The 12,897-nt window shown below is 67.0% G+C and carries 15 protein-coding genes; 2 read left to right on the forward strand and 13 right to left on the reverse strand.

Annotated elements, in window-relative coordinates:
- The 7 genes from tmk to nucS form a co-directional block, all read right to left on the reverse strand.
- Positions 1-771: a dTMP kinase gene (tmk, locus tag ACFV6H_RS01345; protein WP_385537117.1), complete on the reverse strand. Its 771-nt coding sequence runs from the start codon at positions 769-771 to the stop codon at positions 1-3.
- Positions 743-1,339, reverse strand: a complete 597-nt coding sequence (locus ACFV6H_RS01350; RefSeq protein WP_384975874.1) for an exonuclease domain-containing protein — start codon at positions 1,337-1,339, stop codon at positions 743-745. Before ACFV6H_RS01350 ends, tmk begins: the two co-directional genes overlap by 29 nt.
- A complete protein-coding gene (locus ACFV6H_RS01355) occupies positions 1,332-2,489 on the reverse strand; it encodes a radical SAM protein (protein ID WP_385537122.1) in 1,158 nt (385 codons plus the stop codon). The genes ACFV6H_RS01350 and ACFV6H_RS01355 overlap by 8 nt, the downstream gene beginning before the upstream one ends.
- A gap of 134 nt (positions 2,490-2,623) precedes the next feature.
- Positions 2,624-3,541 carry a helix-turn-helix domain-containing protein gene (locus ACFV6H_RS01360; RefSeq protein WP_385537125.1) on the reverse strand — a complete coding sequence of 306 codons (918 nt, stop codon included), beginning with the start codon at positions 3,539-3,541 and terminating at the stop codon, positions 2,624-2,626.
- Complete coding sequence (locus ACFV6H_RS01365; RefSeq protein ID WP_385537912.1) at positions 3,456-4,010, reverse strand: DUF6879 family protein; 555 nt, start codon at positions 4,008-4,010, stop codon at positions 3,456-3,458. Before ACFV6H_RS01365 ends, ACFV6H_RS01360 begins: the two co-directional genes overlap by 86 nt.
- Positions 4,007-4,240: a hypothetical protein gene (locus tag ACFV6H_RS01370; protein ID WP_385537128.1), complete on the reverse strand. Its 234-nt coding sequence runs from the start codon at positions 4,238-4,240 to the stop codon at positions 4,007-4,009. The genes ACFV6H_RS01365 and ACFV6H_RS01370 overlap by 4 nt, the downstream gene beginning before the upstream one ends.
- Positions 4,241-4,469: 229 nt before the next feature.
- The gene (nucS, locus tag ACFV6H_RS01375; protein WP_384975867.1) at positions 4,470-5,141 is read right to left on the reverse strand and encodes an endonuclease NucS; all 672 of its coding nucleotides are present in this window, start codon (positions 5,139-5,141) and stop codon (positions 4,470-4,472) included.
- Positions 5,142-5,354: 213 nt separating this feature from the next.
- Between nucS and ACFV6H_RS01380 the strand changes: the two genes are divergently transcribed.
- Complete coding sequence (locus tag ACFV6H_RS01380) at positions 5,355-5,747, forward strand: SCO5389 family protein (RefSeq protein WP_066954020.1); 393 nt, start codon at positions 5,355-5,357, stop codon at positions 5,745-5,747.
- Between the two features lie 196 nt (positions 5,748-5,943).
- On the opposite strand, the gene ACFV6H_RS01385 is transcribed toward ACFV6H_RS01380, so the two are convergent.
- Complete coding sequence (locus tag ACFV6H_RS01385) at positions 5,944-6,969, reverse strand: LLM class flavin-dependent oxidoreductase (RefSeq protein ID WP_385537133.1); 1,026 nt, start codon at positions 6,967-6,969, stop codon at positions 5,944-5,946.
- Positions 6,970-7,179: 210 nt separating this feature from the next.
- On the opposite strand from ACFV6H_RS01385, the gene ACFV6H_RS01390 reads away from it, so the two are divergent.
- A complete protein-coding gene (locus tag ACFV6H_RS01390; RefSeq protein WP_384784782.1) occupies positions 7,180-7,509 on the forward strand; it encodes an ATP/GTP-binding protein in 330 nt (109 codons plus the stop codon).
- Positions 7,510-7,532: 23 nt separating this feature from the next.
- Here the strand turns inward: ACFV6H_RS01390 and ACFV6H_RS01395 are convergent, their stop codons facing one another.
- The 5 genes from ACFV6H_RS01395 to ACFV6H_RS01415 all read right to left on the reverse strand — a co-directional run bounded on the left by ACFV6H_RS01395 (position 7,533) and on the right by ACFV6H_RS01415 (position 12,808).
- Positions 7,533-8,444, reverse strand: a complete 912-nt coding sequence (locus ACFV6H_RS01395; RefSeq protein WP_385537137.1) for an ABC transporter permease subunit — start codon at positions 8,442-8,444, stop codon at positions 7,533-7,535.
- On the reverse strand, positions 8,441-9,652 hold the full coding sequence (locus ACFV6H_RS01400) for an ABC transporter ATP-binding protein (RefSeq protein ID WP_385537140.1): 1,212 nt from the start codon (positions 9,650-9,652) through the stop codon (positions 8,441-8,443). The genes ACFV6H_RS01395 and ACFV6H_RS01400 overlap by 4 nt, the downstream gene beginning before the upstream one ends.
- 160 nt (positions 9,653-9,812) lie before the next feature.
- Positions 9,813-10,592, reverse strand: a complete 780-nt coding sequence (locus ACFV6H_RS01405) for an ABC transporter permease subunit (RefSeq protein WP_385537143.1) — start codon at positions 10,590-10,592, stop codon at positions 9,813-9,815.
- 2 nt (positions 10,593-10,594) lie between these two features.
- The gene (locus ACFV6H_RS01410) at positions 10,595-11,668 is read right to left on the reverse strand and encodes an ABC transporter ATP-binding protein (protein WP_385537146.1); all 1,074 of its coding nucleotides are present in this window, start codon (positions 11,666-11,668) and stop codon (positions 10,595-10,597) included.
- Between the two features lie 201 nt (positions 11,669-11,869).
- Complete coding sequence (locus ACFV6H_RS01415; RefSeq protein ID WP_066952029.1) at positions 11,870-12,808, reverse strand: cellulose-binding protein; 939 nt, start codon at positions 12,806-12,808, stop codon at positions 11,870-11,872.
- Positions 12,809-12,897 lie beyond the last annotated feature (89 nt).

The following is a 12,897-nucleotide window of genomic DNA, read 5'->3' on the forward strand; positions in this document are numbered from 1 at the left end:
TCAGGAACCAGGCACCGACAACCGATACGCGCTGTACACGACATGGGGGCCGCTCCGAAGAGCGGCCCCCACATCGATGTCAATGCCCTGCCGGACGAGATGGCCGGTCCCGGGCTGTGCGTCCGGAGGCCAGGGACGAGGTGCTGCGAAGAGGGTCGTCAGCCGATCCCGGATGACGCCTGCCACCTTCTCGGGTGGTCGTTGGTTGCAGTCCACCCGCAGCACATCGAACCCGGCTTGGATCAGGCGGTCGGTCGCCTGCCGGTAGAAGTGCACTTCTGCATGAGAGCTGCCCGGCGCGAGCTGGAAGCGGTTATGCGGTCCGCGCTCTGTCAGCCGCTCCGAGATGACCTCGGGGGCAGCTTCGAGGATGACGGCGAGGTCGGGCCGGTCAGCTTCGGCGTTGAGCTGCCAGAGGAACGACGGATCAACGCCGTCGAAGCGCTGCATGACCAGACCGGAGGGAATGTACCGGTCGCTGATGACCGTCCGGCCGTCTTCGAGGTGCGGCCGTACTACCGTCTCGACGTGGTGGTACCGGTCGGCGGCGTACAAGCACGCGAGAGCATGGCCGGTGACCGTCTCCGTCAGCTCACGGCAGAGATCTCCTATCGGCCCCTTGGACGGCTCGGCGGTGACGTGTACGTCTGCACCACTGGCGACGAGTATCTGTGCCAGGTGGTTGACGATCGTGGACTTACCGGCCCCGCTGGGACCGTCGACCGTGACGAACATGCCTCGCTCATAACTGGAAAAGGGTCGCAGCTTCATCGTCGCCACTTCCTGACCGTTGGTCGCGTAGTTCATCCAGCGACCGCGGGACGCTGTTGGTGGTCGCGAGCATCTGGAACAGCCGCGCCGTGACCAGCGCGTCGTATGTGGCGCGGTGGGGCCTCAGTTCCGGCGACAGCCCCTCGGCGAGCTTGAACGCTTCGACCAACGAGCCCAGCTTGTGGCTCATCTGGTTCGGGACGAAGCGGCGCGACAGTTTGAGCGTGTCGAAGACCTCGGGGCACTTCCACCCCGTCAGCTTGCGCTGAAGGACATCGACGTCAACGTGCGCGTTGTGGGCCACCAGCGCCGGATACGACAAGGCCGGCAGCACGTCAACCTTGATGTCCTCGAGCTTTGGCGCATCGGCAACGGCTTCGTTGGTGATGCCGTGAATCCTTCGAGCCATGGGCGTGATCGGCTGTTCCGGTCGAACCAACCAGCTCACCGGTTCCCCGATGACACCCCCGACAATCGGCACGGCGGCCAGTTCCACCAGGTCGGGCGGCTGCTGTCCGTTGCCCTCCACGTCCACCACGACGTAGTCCAGGCTCGTCCAGTCAGTCATCTTGCTTCGGTTCCTTCCATCCGATTTCCGCCCGACCATGGCGACGGTCGCGGTGCGGGTGGCGTACGTCGTGCACCTGGAACCCAAGCGCATGTTGCAGGTAGTAGCGCGGCTGTTCCTCGGCGAGTCCGGCGACGACTGCCGCCCTCTCCGTGATGTCCACGACCACGAGTCCACTGGCCTCGGGCAAGCTGCTGCCGACTTCCAGAACCTGCCCGGCACTTGGTGACCGGTGTGCGCTCTTGCAGAGGTCGAGCTGCGCGAGCGGGCAGATGTCGCACAGTTCACGGACGCCGTAGTGGCCGTTGTAGTCGGGCTCACCATGGGCGAACGACACGGCGCACGAGGTCTTGCGGAACAACGACCCGCAGCCGGCGAACGCTGAAAGGACACGCCTTTCCAGCGTCTCGGGCACGATCTTGCGTCGGGCGGTCTCGTCGTACGGCTCGGGCAGCTTGTTCGCCTTGTAGTAGTCGGCGATCTGGTCCCGGTAGAACAGGCCGGTGAAGACCGTGGCGTCGGCGTGCTTGCTCAGCTCGTACGCCCGGTCAAGGTGTGCCGGGTAGTCATTGAGGCCAGGCACCAGCGGTCGCCAGTACAGAACCGTCCGGTACCGGCGTTTCTTTGGTGCGCTCATGAGCTTGAGCGACTCGGCGGCCACGTGGGACGGGTACGGCTCGATGTCCCTGTTCTCGATCCCCGAGTACGTGAACAGCAGCGTCACCTTGACGTGCCGGAGCCGGTTGAGTCGGTCGATGTCGTCGGCCTTCATCTGGTGCCTGGTGATGACCAACACGTGATTGCGCAGCTCGTGCTTGTCGAGGTCTTCCAGCACCGTGAAGGTGTGCGGCCGGACGTTCGGGAGGAACGGGTCGGTCGCCCGGTTGAAGAGCTGCACCGGGGTGATGTGGGGCTGGAAGTACCGGTGATTGACCAGTTCTTCGACGGCCTGGGCATCGGTCATGAGGGCGCGCGGCTGCCGCTGATCCCATAACCCGTAGGTGTGACGGATGCAGTAGGCGCAGTCCAGCGGGCAGCCCTGGATGTGGTTCAGGCTGAGACCGCTCTTGCGGTACTCGACGACTTCTCGTGCACGCTCCGGCAGTCGGCTGATCTGCTCCCGACTCAGCAGCGGAACAGTGGTGGTCACCTGACTCTCCCCAAGTCCCGGAAGGATGGACGCGGTTCGCCGTCCTGTGGGAAGCGTAGGAGCCACAGCGCTGCACGTATAGAAAGTTTCTTAGTATTTCTCGAAACTCCACGAAGAGGTGAAGGTCGCAGAAATCAGGAGCCATCCTCGGTGGCGTCCGGTGCGAGATCGTCAATGACGCCCGTGATGATCGCCCGCGCTGCCCTGCCGTAGCTGGCGACGGTGGCAAGCTGCTCGAAGACCTGGCCGTACAGCTCGACCTCTTGCGGCTGGGCAAGGTTCAGCTCTGCCGAGTAGGTCTCGACCATGACGCGATCGTGGTCGAGTATCCAGAAGCCATGCCACGGCGCCACCACGTAGTGCGTCTCGAATCCGATGATGCCGAGCTTCACGTTCGGCAGCGCGGACAGGGAAACCAGCCGATCCAACTGGCCAAGGGTGACCTCTGGTGAGGCGAGCCGGAAGCGCAGTGCTGCTTCGGTCAGAATGAAGTGGAAACGCTTGTCCGGCCGGTACAGCATTTCTTGGCGCTGCGCTCGTGCCCGTACAGCCTCGTTGATGTCGTTGGGTGCCCTGAACATGGCGATCCCTTGAGCGAACCGAGCCCGCGCGTACTCGGGTGTTTGCAGCAGTCCAGGGATAACCGTCGCTTCAAAGGCGCGGAAAAACTTGGTTCGCGCGTCCAGATCGGCAATTTCGTTCTGGTGAGCACTCAGCCCGGTTTTGAACTGCCGCTGCCATTCGGCGTGCTGGACTTCGAGGGTGTGCAACGAGGCGAGAAGCGCCTCGGCTTCATCCGTGGTGCCCGTGACCTGCGTCCAACCGTGGATGTCGTCATCGGTCGGCGTCTGCCGACCGTTCTCCAGCTTCGATACCTTCGATGGCGGCCATGCCAGCGACTCCGCGAGCTGCTTGCCGGTCAAGCCGGCTTGGTGCCGCAGCTCACGGAGTCGCTTGCCCAGCGCGTTACGTGCCTCGTGGACGTTGGTCGCGCTGTTCGTGTTGTTCGGTGGCAAAGTCATCCCGTCGTCTGGCGTGGTGCCAGGCAACATCACGCCAGTGGTTGTGCTCCACGATCACAGCCGGATCTTCGATCAGCTCACCGCCCAGGAAGCGGTCCGCATCATCGAAGTGCATCCGCACCAGTTTACTGGAGTCGAACAACCAGTAGTCGTGGTCAGGTAGTCCCTCGGTCTTGGCTTCGCAGCGGGTGAGATACCGAATGTCCTCGCCCGCGCCGTTGGTGAATTGAGCGCACCAGATGCCAAAGCGGCTGTAGTCGGTCAGGGGCAGGCTGACGACACGAACTCGCGAGAAACGCAGACCGTTGTCCGTTGCCTCGCGAATCATGGTCAACCAGTCTTGCATCCATGGCAGATCGTCGGGTTCGCCGCGAAGGAACTTGCCCAATGATTCGTTCTCGTACGACGAGTCGTAGCTGTCCCGCACTTCCAGGCGAAACGCGGTGTGCCTGAAGGTGCGGAACAACTCGCCGAACTCGTCGCCGATGATGCGGCTCAGTGCCCTTCCTCCTCCTGGTACCGGCGGGCGTAGAACTTCAGGACATCCTCGGGGATCTCGATGATCGCTTCGCCCTCGGGGATCGGGCCGACGTCGGCGAGCGCCTGGGGGTCGGTCACGACCCACCCTTGGGCGATGTAGGTCGTGCGGTCGGTGCGGTCGGTCGCGAACAGCGTCGGCGACTGGCCTACCTGCGATTCCGGGTCCTTGCCGAGAAACTGAGCGCGCATGGCTCTCCTTGCTCGCATGGACGAGAAACTTTCTCGGTCACCATCGTGTCTACCGTCCCGAGGAGCGGTCAAGAGGGTGTCGGCTCCCTGCCAAGATCGCCGAGCGGCACCTCGGAATGCGACCAGAAGCGCTCTGTATAAGGGGAGCGGGGGCGACGGGAGAACTGGTGCGACGTACGCCCCCGGTCTCGCGGCGAGATCCGGGGGTCCCGGGCCGTGTGTCCGGACGTCAGAAGAGGCGGAGCTTGTCGTCCTCGATGCCGCGCAGGCCGTTGTAGTCGAGTACGACACAGCCGATCCCGCGGTCCGTCGCCAGCACCCGGGCCTGGGGCTTGATCTCCTGGGCCGCGAACAGGCCCTTCACCGGGGCGAGATGAGGATCGCGGTTGAGGAGTTCGAGATAGCGCGTGAGCTGCTCGACACCGTCGATCTCGCCGCGCCGCTTGATCTCCACCGCCACCGTCACACCGTCCGCGTCCCGGCACAGGATGTCCACCGGGCCGATCGCCGTCGGGTACTCGCGGCGGATCAGGGTGTATCCGTCGCCGAGCGTCTCGATACGGTCCGCGAGCAGCTCCTGGAGATGGGCCTCCACGCCGTCCTTGATGAGTCCGGGATCGACGCCCAGCTCGTGCGAGGAATCGTGGAGTACTTCCTCCATGGTGATGATCAGTTTCTCGCCCGCTTTGTTCACGACCGTCCACACACCGGCGTCGTTGTCGGCGCCTTCCTTGAGCGTGCACGGCGGCGACATCCAGTTGAGAGGTTTGTACGCCCGGTCGTCGGCGTGGATCGACACACTGCCGTCGGCCTTGACCAGGATGAGACGGGGAGCGGAGGGCAGGTGGGCGGTGAGCCGGCCCGCGTAGTCCACGGAGCAGCGGGCAATGACGAGACGCATGGTCGGCAACGCTACTCGACCGGCGAGCTCCCGCGCGATTCGCCCTGGAAGCCCCCGTTCGTTATTGGCCGGTTGTGTTCCCATTCTCCTGGTGCCGTCCCGACTGCGCGCCTAACGTGGAAGCAGGAGGTCGCCGATCGTGCACGCTGCGTCGTCGTCGCCTCCTTCCCTGCCCGGAAGACCCCGCTTCCCGGGGTCGCGAGAGGAGAACCCATGTCGCTCGACGTCTCACCGGCACTGTTGGATCAGGCCGAGCGAGGCGAGGTCGACGAAGCGGCTTTCGTCGACTGCGTCCGGACCTCCCTGCCCTACGCATGGGAGATGATCAGTTCTCTGGTGGCAGAGCTGAAGGTGGACGGTGGACCTTTCGCCGACAACCAGACGCCCCCGCCGGACGAGCAGGCACGTGGTCAGCTGCTGCGCGCGCTCGCGAGTGATGCGATTCGCGGTGCGCTCCAGCGGCACTTCGGAGTGCGTCTCGCTTTTCAGAACTGCCACCGCGTCGCGGTGTTCCCGCTGGACACCTCAGTCGACGAGCGGCTGGCCCGCTTCACTTCGGTGAGGGCCCAGTTGCTCAACCAGTCTCCCGAACTCCGGGACTGCTGAGGTCCCTTGCTGCCGCTCCGCGCACCGGGGAGGTGTCGTGGGTGCAGGAGCGGCAGCAGCAGTCCTGGAGGCCCGTTCGATCCGAGAGGCCCGTTCGAGAGGACGGAAGGACGGACACACCGTGCGCGGCGGGCGGTTGTACGGTGCTGCCAGCCGGCGTACGGCTCCCGTCCGTGCGTCGCTCGCCAGCCGCTCGTCAGCAGAGCGCCGGCAGCACCTCCGTCCCGAGCCGCTGTATGTTCTCCTCCGTCGCCGCCAGATCGCCCGAACCTTCGACGAGCAGCGCGAAGCGGCTGATGCCCGTACGCTCCGCCGTGGCCGTGAGCCGGTCCACGGCCAGCCCGGGCGGTCCCACCGGATGCAGCTCGCACAGCAGCTCCGTGTACTCCACGGGATCCCGCATCGACCGCGGCCTGCCGTCGACCGTGACATGCGCGCCCAGGCCCTGCCGCAGCCAGCCGGGCATCGCCTTGACGAGCGTCTCCGCCGCCTCGGCCCGGCCGTCCGCGATCTGCGCGACGCCGACCGACACATGCGCGGCGCCCTCGATCTCCTCGGGGCTGCGGCCCGCCGCGCGTGCGTGTGTACGCCACAGCCCGACCATCTCCGCCTTCTCCTCGTCGCCGCAGTGCATCCCGAGCAGCATCGGCAGACCGTGCTCGGCGGCCAGCCGTACGGTCCTGGGCGAGGTGCAGGCGATGACCACCTCCGGGCCCGCCGCGTCCAGCAGTTCGTCCGGCCTGGGTACGACCGGGACTTCACGGAACCGGAAGCGCTCGCCCTCCGCCGAGACACACGGCTCGCTCAGCCAGCGCAGCAGCAGGGCGAGGGATTCGGGGAACTCGCACTCGTACGCGGCCAGACCGGAGCCGAAGACCTCCAGATCGACCCAGGGCCCGCCCCGTCCCACACCGAGCGTGAACCGTCCTCCGGACACAAGATGCAGCAGCGCCGCCTGTTCGCCGAGCGCCACCGGATGTACGTTCGGCAACACGCTGACCGCCGTGCCCACCCGGATCCGCCGGGTCCGGCCGAGGAGCAGCGCGGCCAGGGTGACGGCGGACGGGCACACCCCGTACGGTACGAAGTGGTGCTCGGCCAGCCAGACGGCGTCCAGCCCGGACTCCTCGGCCAGTTCGGCGGTGCGTACCGCCCGGTTCAGTGCCTCTCCCTGTCCCTGACCAGGGAACTGGGCGGACAGTACGAAAGCTCCAACACGCATCGCCTTCTGCCTCCTTGCGGCCGACGCGACTCCCCTATGGGCAACAACGTCTGACACGTGCCAAAGGCACGGCCGTCCGTAAAAGTTATGCGATTGTCCGTTAAGTCTGTTCTGTGAGTCCGGACGTCCTGTGCCGCACGGGGCGTCCACCCGGTGTTACGGGTCGTAGGCTGGGAGCGCAACCGTGCTGTCTGCCCCGTGAGGTGTCCTGTGTCCCCGCGCCGCAACCGCCCCCGAGGCGGCGAGAAAACGACCGAGCGAGCCGGTGAGCCGGGGGACAGGTACGGCGGCTTCCAGCGGTCGGAGTCCTGGCAGGGCGAGGAGTGGTCGGTCCGCCATGTCGCGGGCGCGAGCGCCGAGGGCAAGCGGTACCGCTGCCCGGGCTGCGACCAGGAGATCCCGTCCGCCGTGCCGCATGTGGTGGCCTGGCCCGAGTACGGCGGCGTGGACGACCGGCGCCACTGGCACCAGTCCTGCTGGAACGCGAAGGACCGCCGTACCTCACGGGTACAGCGGTCCCGCAACGCGCCCAAGTACTAGGCGCTGTCTCTCGTGTTCCCGCTCTAGACGTCGCGTCTGTCGAGGGCGAAGCACGCGCCGGCCATCGCGACGGCCGTCACCACCAGCAGGATCCACAGCGGTTCCCAGCCACGAGGGCCCGACGAGCTCGCGATGCCCGCGCTGTCGGTGTAGAAGACCGAGAGCTGGTTGGGGATCGAGTACTCGAACAGCGAGTCACGCAGTCCGCTGAGCGAGTCCGAGAACATGAACATGGCCAGCACCAGCGGCAGCAGGACCACACCGATCATCACAGTGATCGCGCCCGCCGAGTGCCGGACCAGCGCGCCCACAGCCATGGCCAGCAGTCCGAGCGTGGCCAGATAGAGACTGATGCCGACCGTCGCCCGGAACCAGGCCGCGGCGTCGGGCGAGGCGGTGTCCACGATCGAGGTCTGGAGTGCGGCCACGGTCATCGTCGTCACGGCCGTGATCACGAAGACCAGGACGAAGAAGACGATCGCCTTGGCGGCCAGCACCCGGACCCGGCTGGGGCACGCGGTCAGCGTCGTACGGATCATGCCCGTGCTGTACTCCGAGGCGATGGTCATCACACCCAGCGTGATCACACACATCGTGCCGAGCAGCACGCCGAAGAAGCCGAGGGCGAGTACGGACTCGTTGTCGGCGATCTGGGTCTCCGCGGAGGCCACGATCAGCGCGGCGATCAGGCCGATGCCCACCACCAGCACGACCATGACACCGAGCGTCCACATCGTGGAACGTACGGACCGGAGCTTGGTCCACTCCGAGGCCAGCGCGTCGCCGAGATGCGTCCGGCGGGCCGGGATCGGCGAGACATAGCCGCTGACGGAGCCGCTGATGGAGCCGTTGTACGGCCCGGAGGACTGCGGAGGGATCTGCTGGTACGAGGTCGGCGGTGTCGGCTGGGTCGGCGGCGTCGGCGATGTCGTCATCGGGGGTCCTCGGTGCTGTCGCGCTTCGTGATGTCCGTGGCGGGAGCCGTGGCGGGCTGGGCGGCCGACTCGGCGGCCGGCGCCGTCGCGTCCGGGGCGGCGGCCGGGCCGTCGCTCGCGTACGGGTTGGCTCCGGGCGGCGGCGGGGGATACCAGCCCTGCTGCGGCACGTCCGGGACGACCGGCGGCGCGTAACCCTGCGGCCCGGCACCGTACCCGTACGGCGGCCCGTAGCCGGGCATCTGCGGCTGCTGGAAGCCGGCCAGCGCGTCGGCCGTCGAGCGGTAGTCCACGGCGCTCTGTGTCATCCGCATGTACGCCTCCTCCAGCGAGGCCTGGTGCGGGGACAGCTCCCAGAGCCGTACGTCCGCCTCGTGGGCCAGATCGCTGATCCGTGGCAGCGGGAGCCCGGTGATCCGCAGCGCGCCGTCCGGCTCGGAGAGCACCTGGCCGCCCGCCTCGGTGAGCGCCGACTTCAGCTTCTCGCGGCGCTCCTGGTCCAGGTCGCGGTCCTGGTCGCTCCGCGCGACCCGCACCCGCGCGAAGTCCGCCGAGTTGGCCGAGATGAAGTCCTTGATGCTCATGTCGGCGAGGAGCTGACCGCGTCCGATCACGATGAGATGGTCGGCCGTGACGGCCATCTCACTCATGAGATGTGACGAGACGAACACCGTACGGCCCTCGGCGGCGAGCTGTTTCATCAGATTGCGGACCCAGAGAATGCCCTCGGGATCGAGCCCGTTGACCGGCTCGTCGAAGAGCAGCACCTGCGGATCGCCGAGCAGCGCCGCCGCGATGCCGAGCCGCTGGCCCATACCGAGCGAGAAGCCCTTGGAACGCTTTCTGGCCACATCCTGGAGGCCGACGACACCGAGCACCTCGTCGACCCTGGTCGCCGGGATCCCGGAGAGCTGGGCCAGCGAGAGCAGATGATTGCGCGCGCTGCGTCCGCCGTGCACCGCCTTGGCGTCGAGCAGCGCGCCCACCTGACGTGGTGCGTTCGGCAACTGCCGGAAGGGATGTCCGCCGACCGTGACATGGCCCGCGCTCGGCTGGTCGAGGCCGAGGATCATCCGCATGGTGGTCGATTTGCCGGAACCGTTGGGGCCCAGGAACCCGGTCACCGAGCCGGGCCGTACCTGGAAGGAAAGGTTGTACACGGCCGTCTGGGCGCCGTAGCGCTTCGTCAGGCCGACTGCCTCGATCATTCTCCAGCCCCATCGACAGGTCAGGTCGTCGGGGCAGTCGCCGTTCCCGGCTGAAAACCCCCGTAAGAGTTAGGAGGATATCCGGGCCTTGACGGTTGCGGCCAAGTCGTTCAGGCGGAGAGTCGGTGACGAACGGGCTACGGGGCCCATGACGAACGGGCTACGCGTCCCGCTTCCTCAGCACCAGATAACCGCCCAGAAGGGCCGCGGCCACCCACAGGACCATGATCCCGAGACCGCCCCAGGGACCGTACGGAGCCTCCTCGGAATTCATGGCGCCGGGCACCACCTGCATGATCCTGGAGCCGGCCTGGTCGGGGAAGTAGTGGGCGACCTCCTTCGCGACCGGGACGGCCGCGAGGATCTGCGAGACGAGGAAGAAGAACGGCATCAGAATGCCGAGCGAGAGAATCGAACTGCGCAGCATCGCGGCCACGCCCATCGAGAAGAGGGCGATCAGCGTCATGTAGAGCCCGCTGCCGATCACCGCGCGCAGCACATTCGGCTCGCCGATACCGGTGCTGTGGTCACCGAGCAGCGCCTGGCCGAGGAAGAACGCCAGGAAACCGGTGACGAGCCCGACCACCAGCGCCAGCACTCCGGCCACCAGGATCTTGGCGAAGAGGAAGGTGCCGCGCCGCGGTACGGCGGCCAGTGACGTACGGATCATGCCCGAGCTGTACTCGGAGCCGACCACCAGCACTCCGAAGACCACCATCGCGAGCTGGCCCAGGACCATCCCGGAGAAGCTGGTGAAGGTCGGATCGAAGGTGACCTGCTGCGGCTCCGTCAGCTCGTCGAAGGTCGAGTTCAGCAGCGCGGAGAGGGCCGCGCCCAGGGCCACGGTCACCACCAGGGCGCTGATCAGCGTCCAGACCGTGGAGGAGACCGTACGGATCTTGGTCCACTCGGAGCGGAGGACCGCGGGTACCGATGCCATGGTCAGACTCCCTCGCCCTGGTGGTCCTGAGCGCTCTCGGAGGCCCGGCCGGGCTGCGGCTCCTCGGTGGCCTGGTCCCTGGGTGCCCGGCCCCACGCGGGCTGTGGGTCCTCGGCGGCCGGGCGGCCCCACGCGGACTGTGGCTGTGGCTGCACCTGGCCGTCCTCGGGGCCCGTGTGGGCGTGGTACTCGACCGACTCGGCCGTCATCTGCATGAACGCTTCTTCGAGCGAGGCGCGCTGTGCGCTCAGCTCATGCAGCACGATCCCATGGCCGGCCGCCAACTCGCCCAGCTCCTCGGTGGTGGCCCCGTCGATCTCCAGCACTCCGCCGTCGGCCTCGACCGCGGTGAAGCCCGCCGCGTGCAGTACGTCCTTCAGCCGCTCCCGGTCCGGTGAGCGCAGCCGGGCATAACTGCGGGAATTCTCCCGGATGAAGTCCGCCATCGAGGTGTTCGCCAGCAGTCTGCCCTGCCCGATCACGATCAAGTGATCGGCGGTCAGAGCCATTTCACTCATCAGATGGCTGGAGACAAAGATCGTCCGGCCGTCGTTCGCCAGCGCCTTCATCAGATTGCGAATCCAGTGGATGCCCTCCGGGTCCAGACCATTCACCGGCTCGTCGAACATCAGGATCTCGGGATCACCGAGCAGCGCGGAGGCGATTCCGAGCCGCTGCCCCATACCGAGGGAGAAACCTTTCGACTTCTTTCCCGCCACGGCGGTCAGCCCGACCATGTCGAGCACCTCGTCCACCCGGCTCGCGGGAATGCGATTGCTCTGTGCCAGACAGAGGAGATTGTTGTACGCGCTGCGGCCACCGTGCATGGCTTTCGCCTCCAGCAGCGCCCCGATGTGCTTGAGCGGCTCGGCGAGTTCGCGGTAGCGCCTGCCGTCGATCCTGACCGAGCCACCGGTCGGGATGTCCAGATCGAGCATCATCCGCATCGTGGTCGACTTGCCCGCGCCGTTGGGGCCGAGAAAGCCCGTCACCACTCCGGGCCTGACCTGGAAGGAGAGATCATCGACCGCGACCTTGCGGCCGAAGTGTTTGGTGAGTCCCTCGACCTCGATCATGCGGACAACCTCATGCGGATACCTCGATCATGCGGACAACCTAGAGGCGCGCGAAGCCCCCCGCCACCGGAGTGACAGGGGGCTTGCACGATCGTTACCTACGTCGACCTGCTCGACACCTACGTCGATCTGCTCGACCACCGTCGCGGGCTCAGCCGATCGGGCTCAGGCTCCGTACGACGACGGGCTTCGGCGGGCGGCTCAGCGGGTCTGCTGGGCCGGCACACCACGGGAGATCGGCTCGTCGTCCGCCGGGCTGCCCGCGGCGGCCACCGCGGCGCCGGTCAGCGTGGCCAGCATCTCGCGGACGTTGGTGAGCTGGGCGTTGATCGAGTCGCGGCGGTTGGTGAGCGCCGCCAGCTCGCGCTCCGATTCGCTGCGGATCCGGTCGGCCTTGGCGTTCGCGTCGGCCACGATGTCCTCGGCCTGGCGCTGCGCCGTCTCGACGGTCTGCCGGGAGCGGCGCTCCGCGTCCGTACGCAGCTTCTCGGCCTCCAGGCGGAGCTGCTCGGCGCGGTGCTCGATCTCCGCCAGGCGCTTCTCGGCCTTGGCCTGACGCGCGGCCAGGTCGCGCTCCGACTGCTCGCGGCGCTTGGCCAGGTTCGTCTCGAAGTCCGCGGCGGCCTGGGCGGCCTTGGCGCGGGTCTCCTCGAAGAGCGCGTCGGCCTCCTCGCGCTTGGACTGCGCGTCCTTCTGCGCGTCCGTACGCAGGGTCGAGGCGTCACCCTTCGCCTTCTCGACGATACGGACGCCCTCGTCCTCGGCCTTGGCCTTGCGCTCCGCAGCGAACGCCTCGGCGTCGTTGCGCACCTGCTGGGCCGCCGACTCGGCCAGCTCGCGGTGCTGCTCGGCCGCGCGCCTGGCCTCCTCGCGCAGGTCCTTCGCCTCCTCCTCGGCGAGGCGGAGGATCTTCTCGACCCGGGCGCCGAGTCCGGCGTACGACGGCTCCGCGTCGGATACCTGGGCCTGGGCGTTCTGCGTTTCGAGGTGGAGCTCCTCGATGCGCTTCTCCAGTGCGGTGATACGGGCCAGGGCACTGTCACGGTCGGCGACGAGTTTGGTAATGCGGTCGTCCACCTGACCGCGGTCGTAACCACGCCGCACGAGCTCGAAGCCGAATGGGGAGGAAGTGTCGCTCATGGGGTTCCTGTCGAATGAGACCGGTGAGGTGATAGAGGGAATCCTAGGGGCCTAAGCGGCGTGTCATCGAGCGGATGCCGGTTTGATCT

Origin of the sequence: Streptomyces sp. NPDC059743 (genome assembly GCF_042732975.1) — a bacterium.
Classification (GTDB): domain Bacteria; phylum Actinomycetota; class Actinomycetes; order Streptomycetales; family Streptomycetaceae; genus Streptomyces.

Coding starts and splice junctions, on each gene's coding strand:
- tmk (WP_385537117.1), bottom strand. CDS start 771: ATGAAGCTGCGACCCTTTTCCAGTTATGAGCGAGGCATGTTCGTCACG.
- ACFV6H_RS01350 (WP_384975874.1), bottom strand. CDS start 1,339: ATGACTGACTGGACGAGCCTGGACTACGTCGTGGTGGACGTGGAGGGC.
- ACFV6H_RS01360 (WP_385537125.1), bottom strand. CDS start 3,541: ATGTTGCCTGGCACCACGCCAGACGACGGGATGACTTTGCCACCGAAC.
- ACFV6H_RS01370 (WP_385537128.1), bottom strand. CDS start 4,240: ATGCGCGCTCAGTTTCTCGGCAAGGACCCGGAATCGCAGGTAGGCCAG.
- nucS (WP_384975867.1), bottom strand. CDS start 5,141: ATGCGTCTCGTCATTGCCCGCTGCTCCGTGGACTACGCGGGCCGGCTC.
- ACFV6H_RS01380 (WP_066954020.1), top strand. CDS start 5,355: ATGTCGCTCGACGTCTCACCGGCACTGTTGGATCAGGCCGAGCGAGGC.
- ACFV6H_RS01385 (WP_385537133.1), bottom strand. CDS start 6,969: ATGCGTGTTGGAGCTTTCGTACTGTCCGCCCAGTTCCCTGGTCAGGGA.
- ACFV6H_RS01395 (WP_385537137.1), bottom strand. CDS start 8,444: ATGACGACATCGCCGACGCCGCCGACCCAGCCGACACCGCCGACCTCG.
- ACFV6H_RS01400 (WP_385537140.1), bottom strand. CDS start 9,652: ATGATCGAGGCAGTCGGCCTGACGAAGCGCTACGGCGCCCAGACGGCC.
- ACFV6H_RS01405 (WP_385537143.1), bottom strand. CDS start 10,592: ATGGCATCGGTACCCGCGGTCCTCCGCTCCGAGTGGACCAAGATCCGT.
- ACFV6H_RS01410 (WP_385537146.1), bottom strand. CDS start 11,668: ATGATCGAGGTCGAGGGACTCACCAAACACTTCGGCCGCAAGGTCGCG.
- ACFV6H_RS01415 (WP_066952029.1), bottom strand. CDS start 12,808: ATGAGCGACACTTCCTCCCCATTCGGCTTCGAGCTCGTGCGGCGTGGT.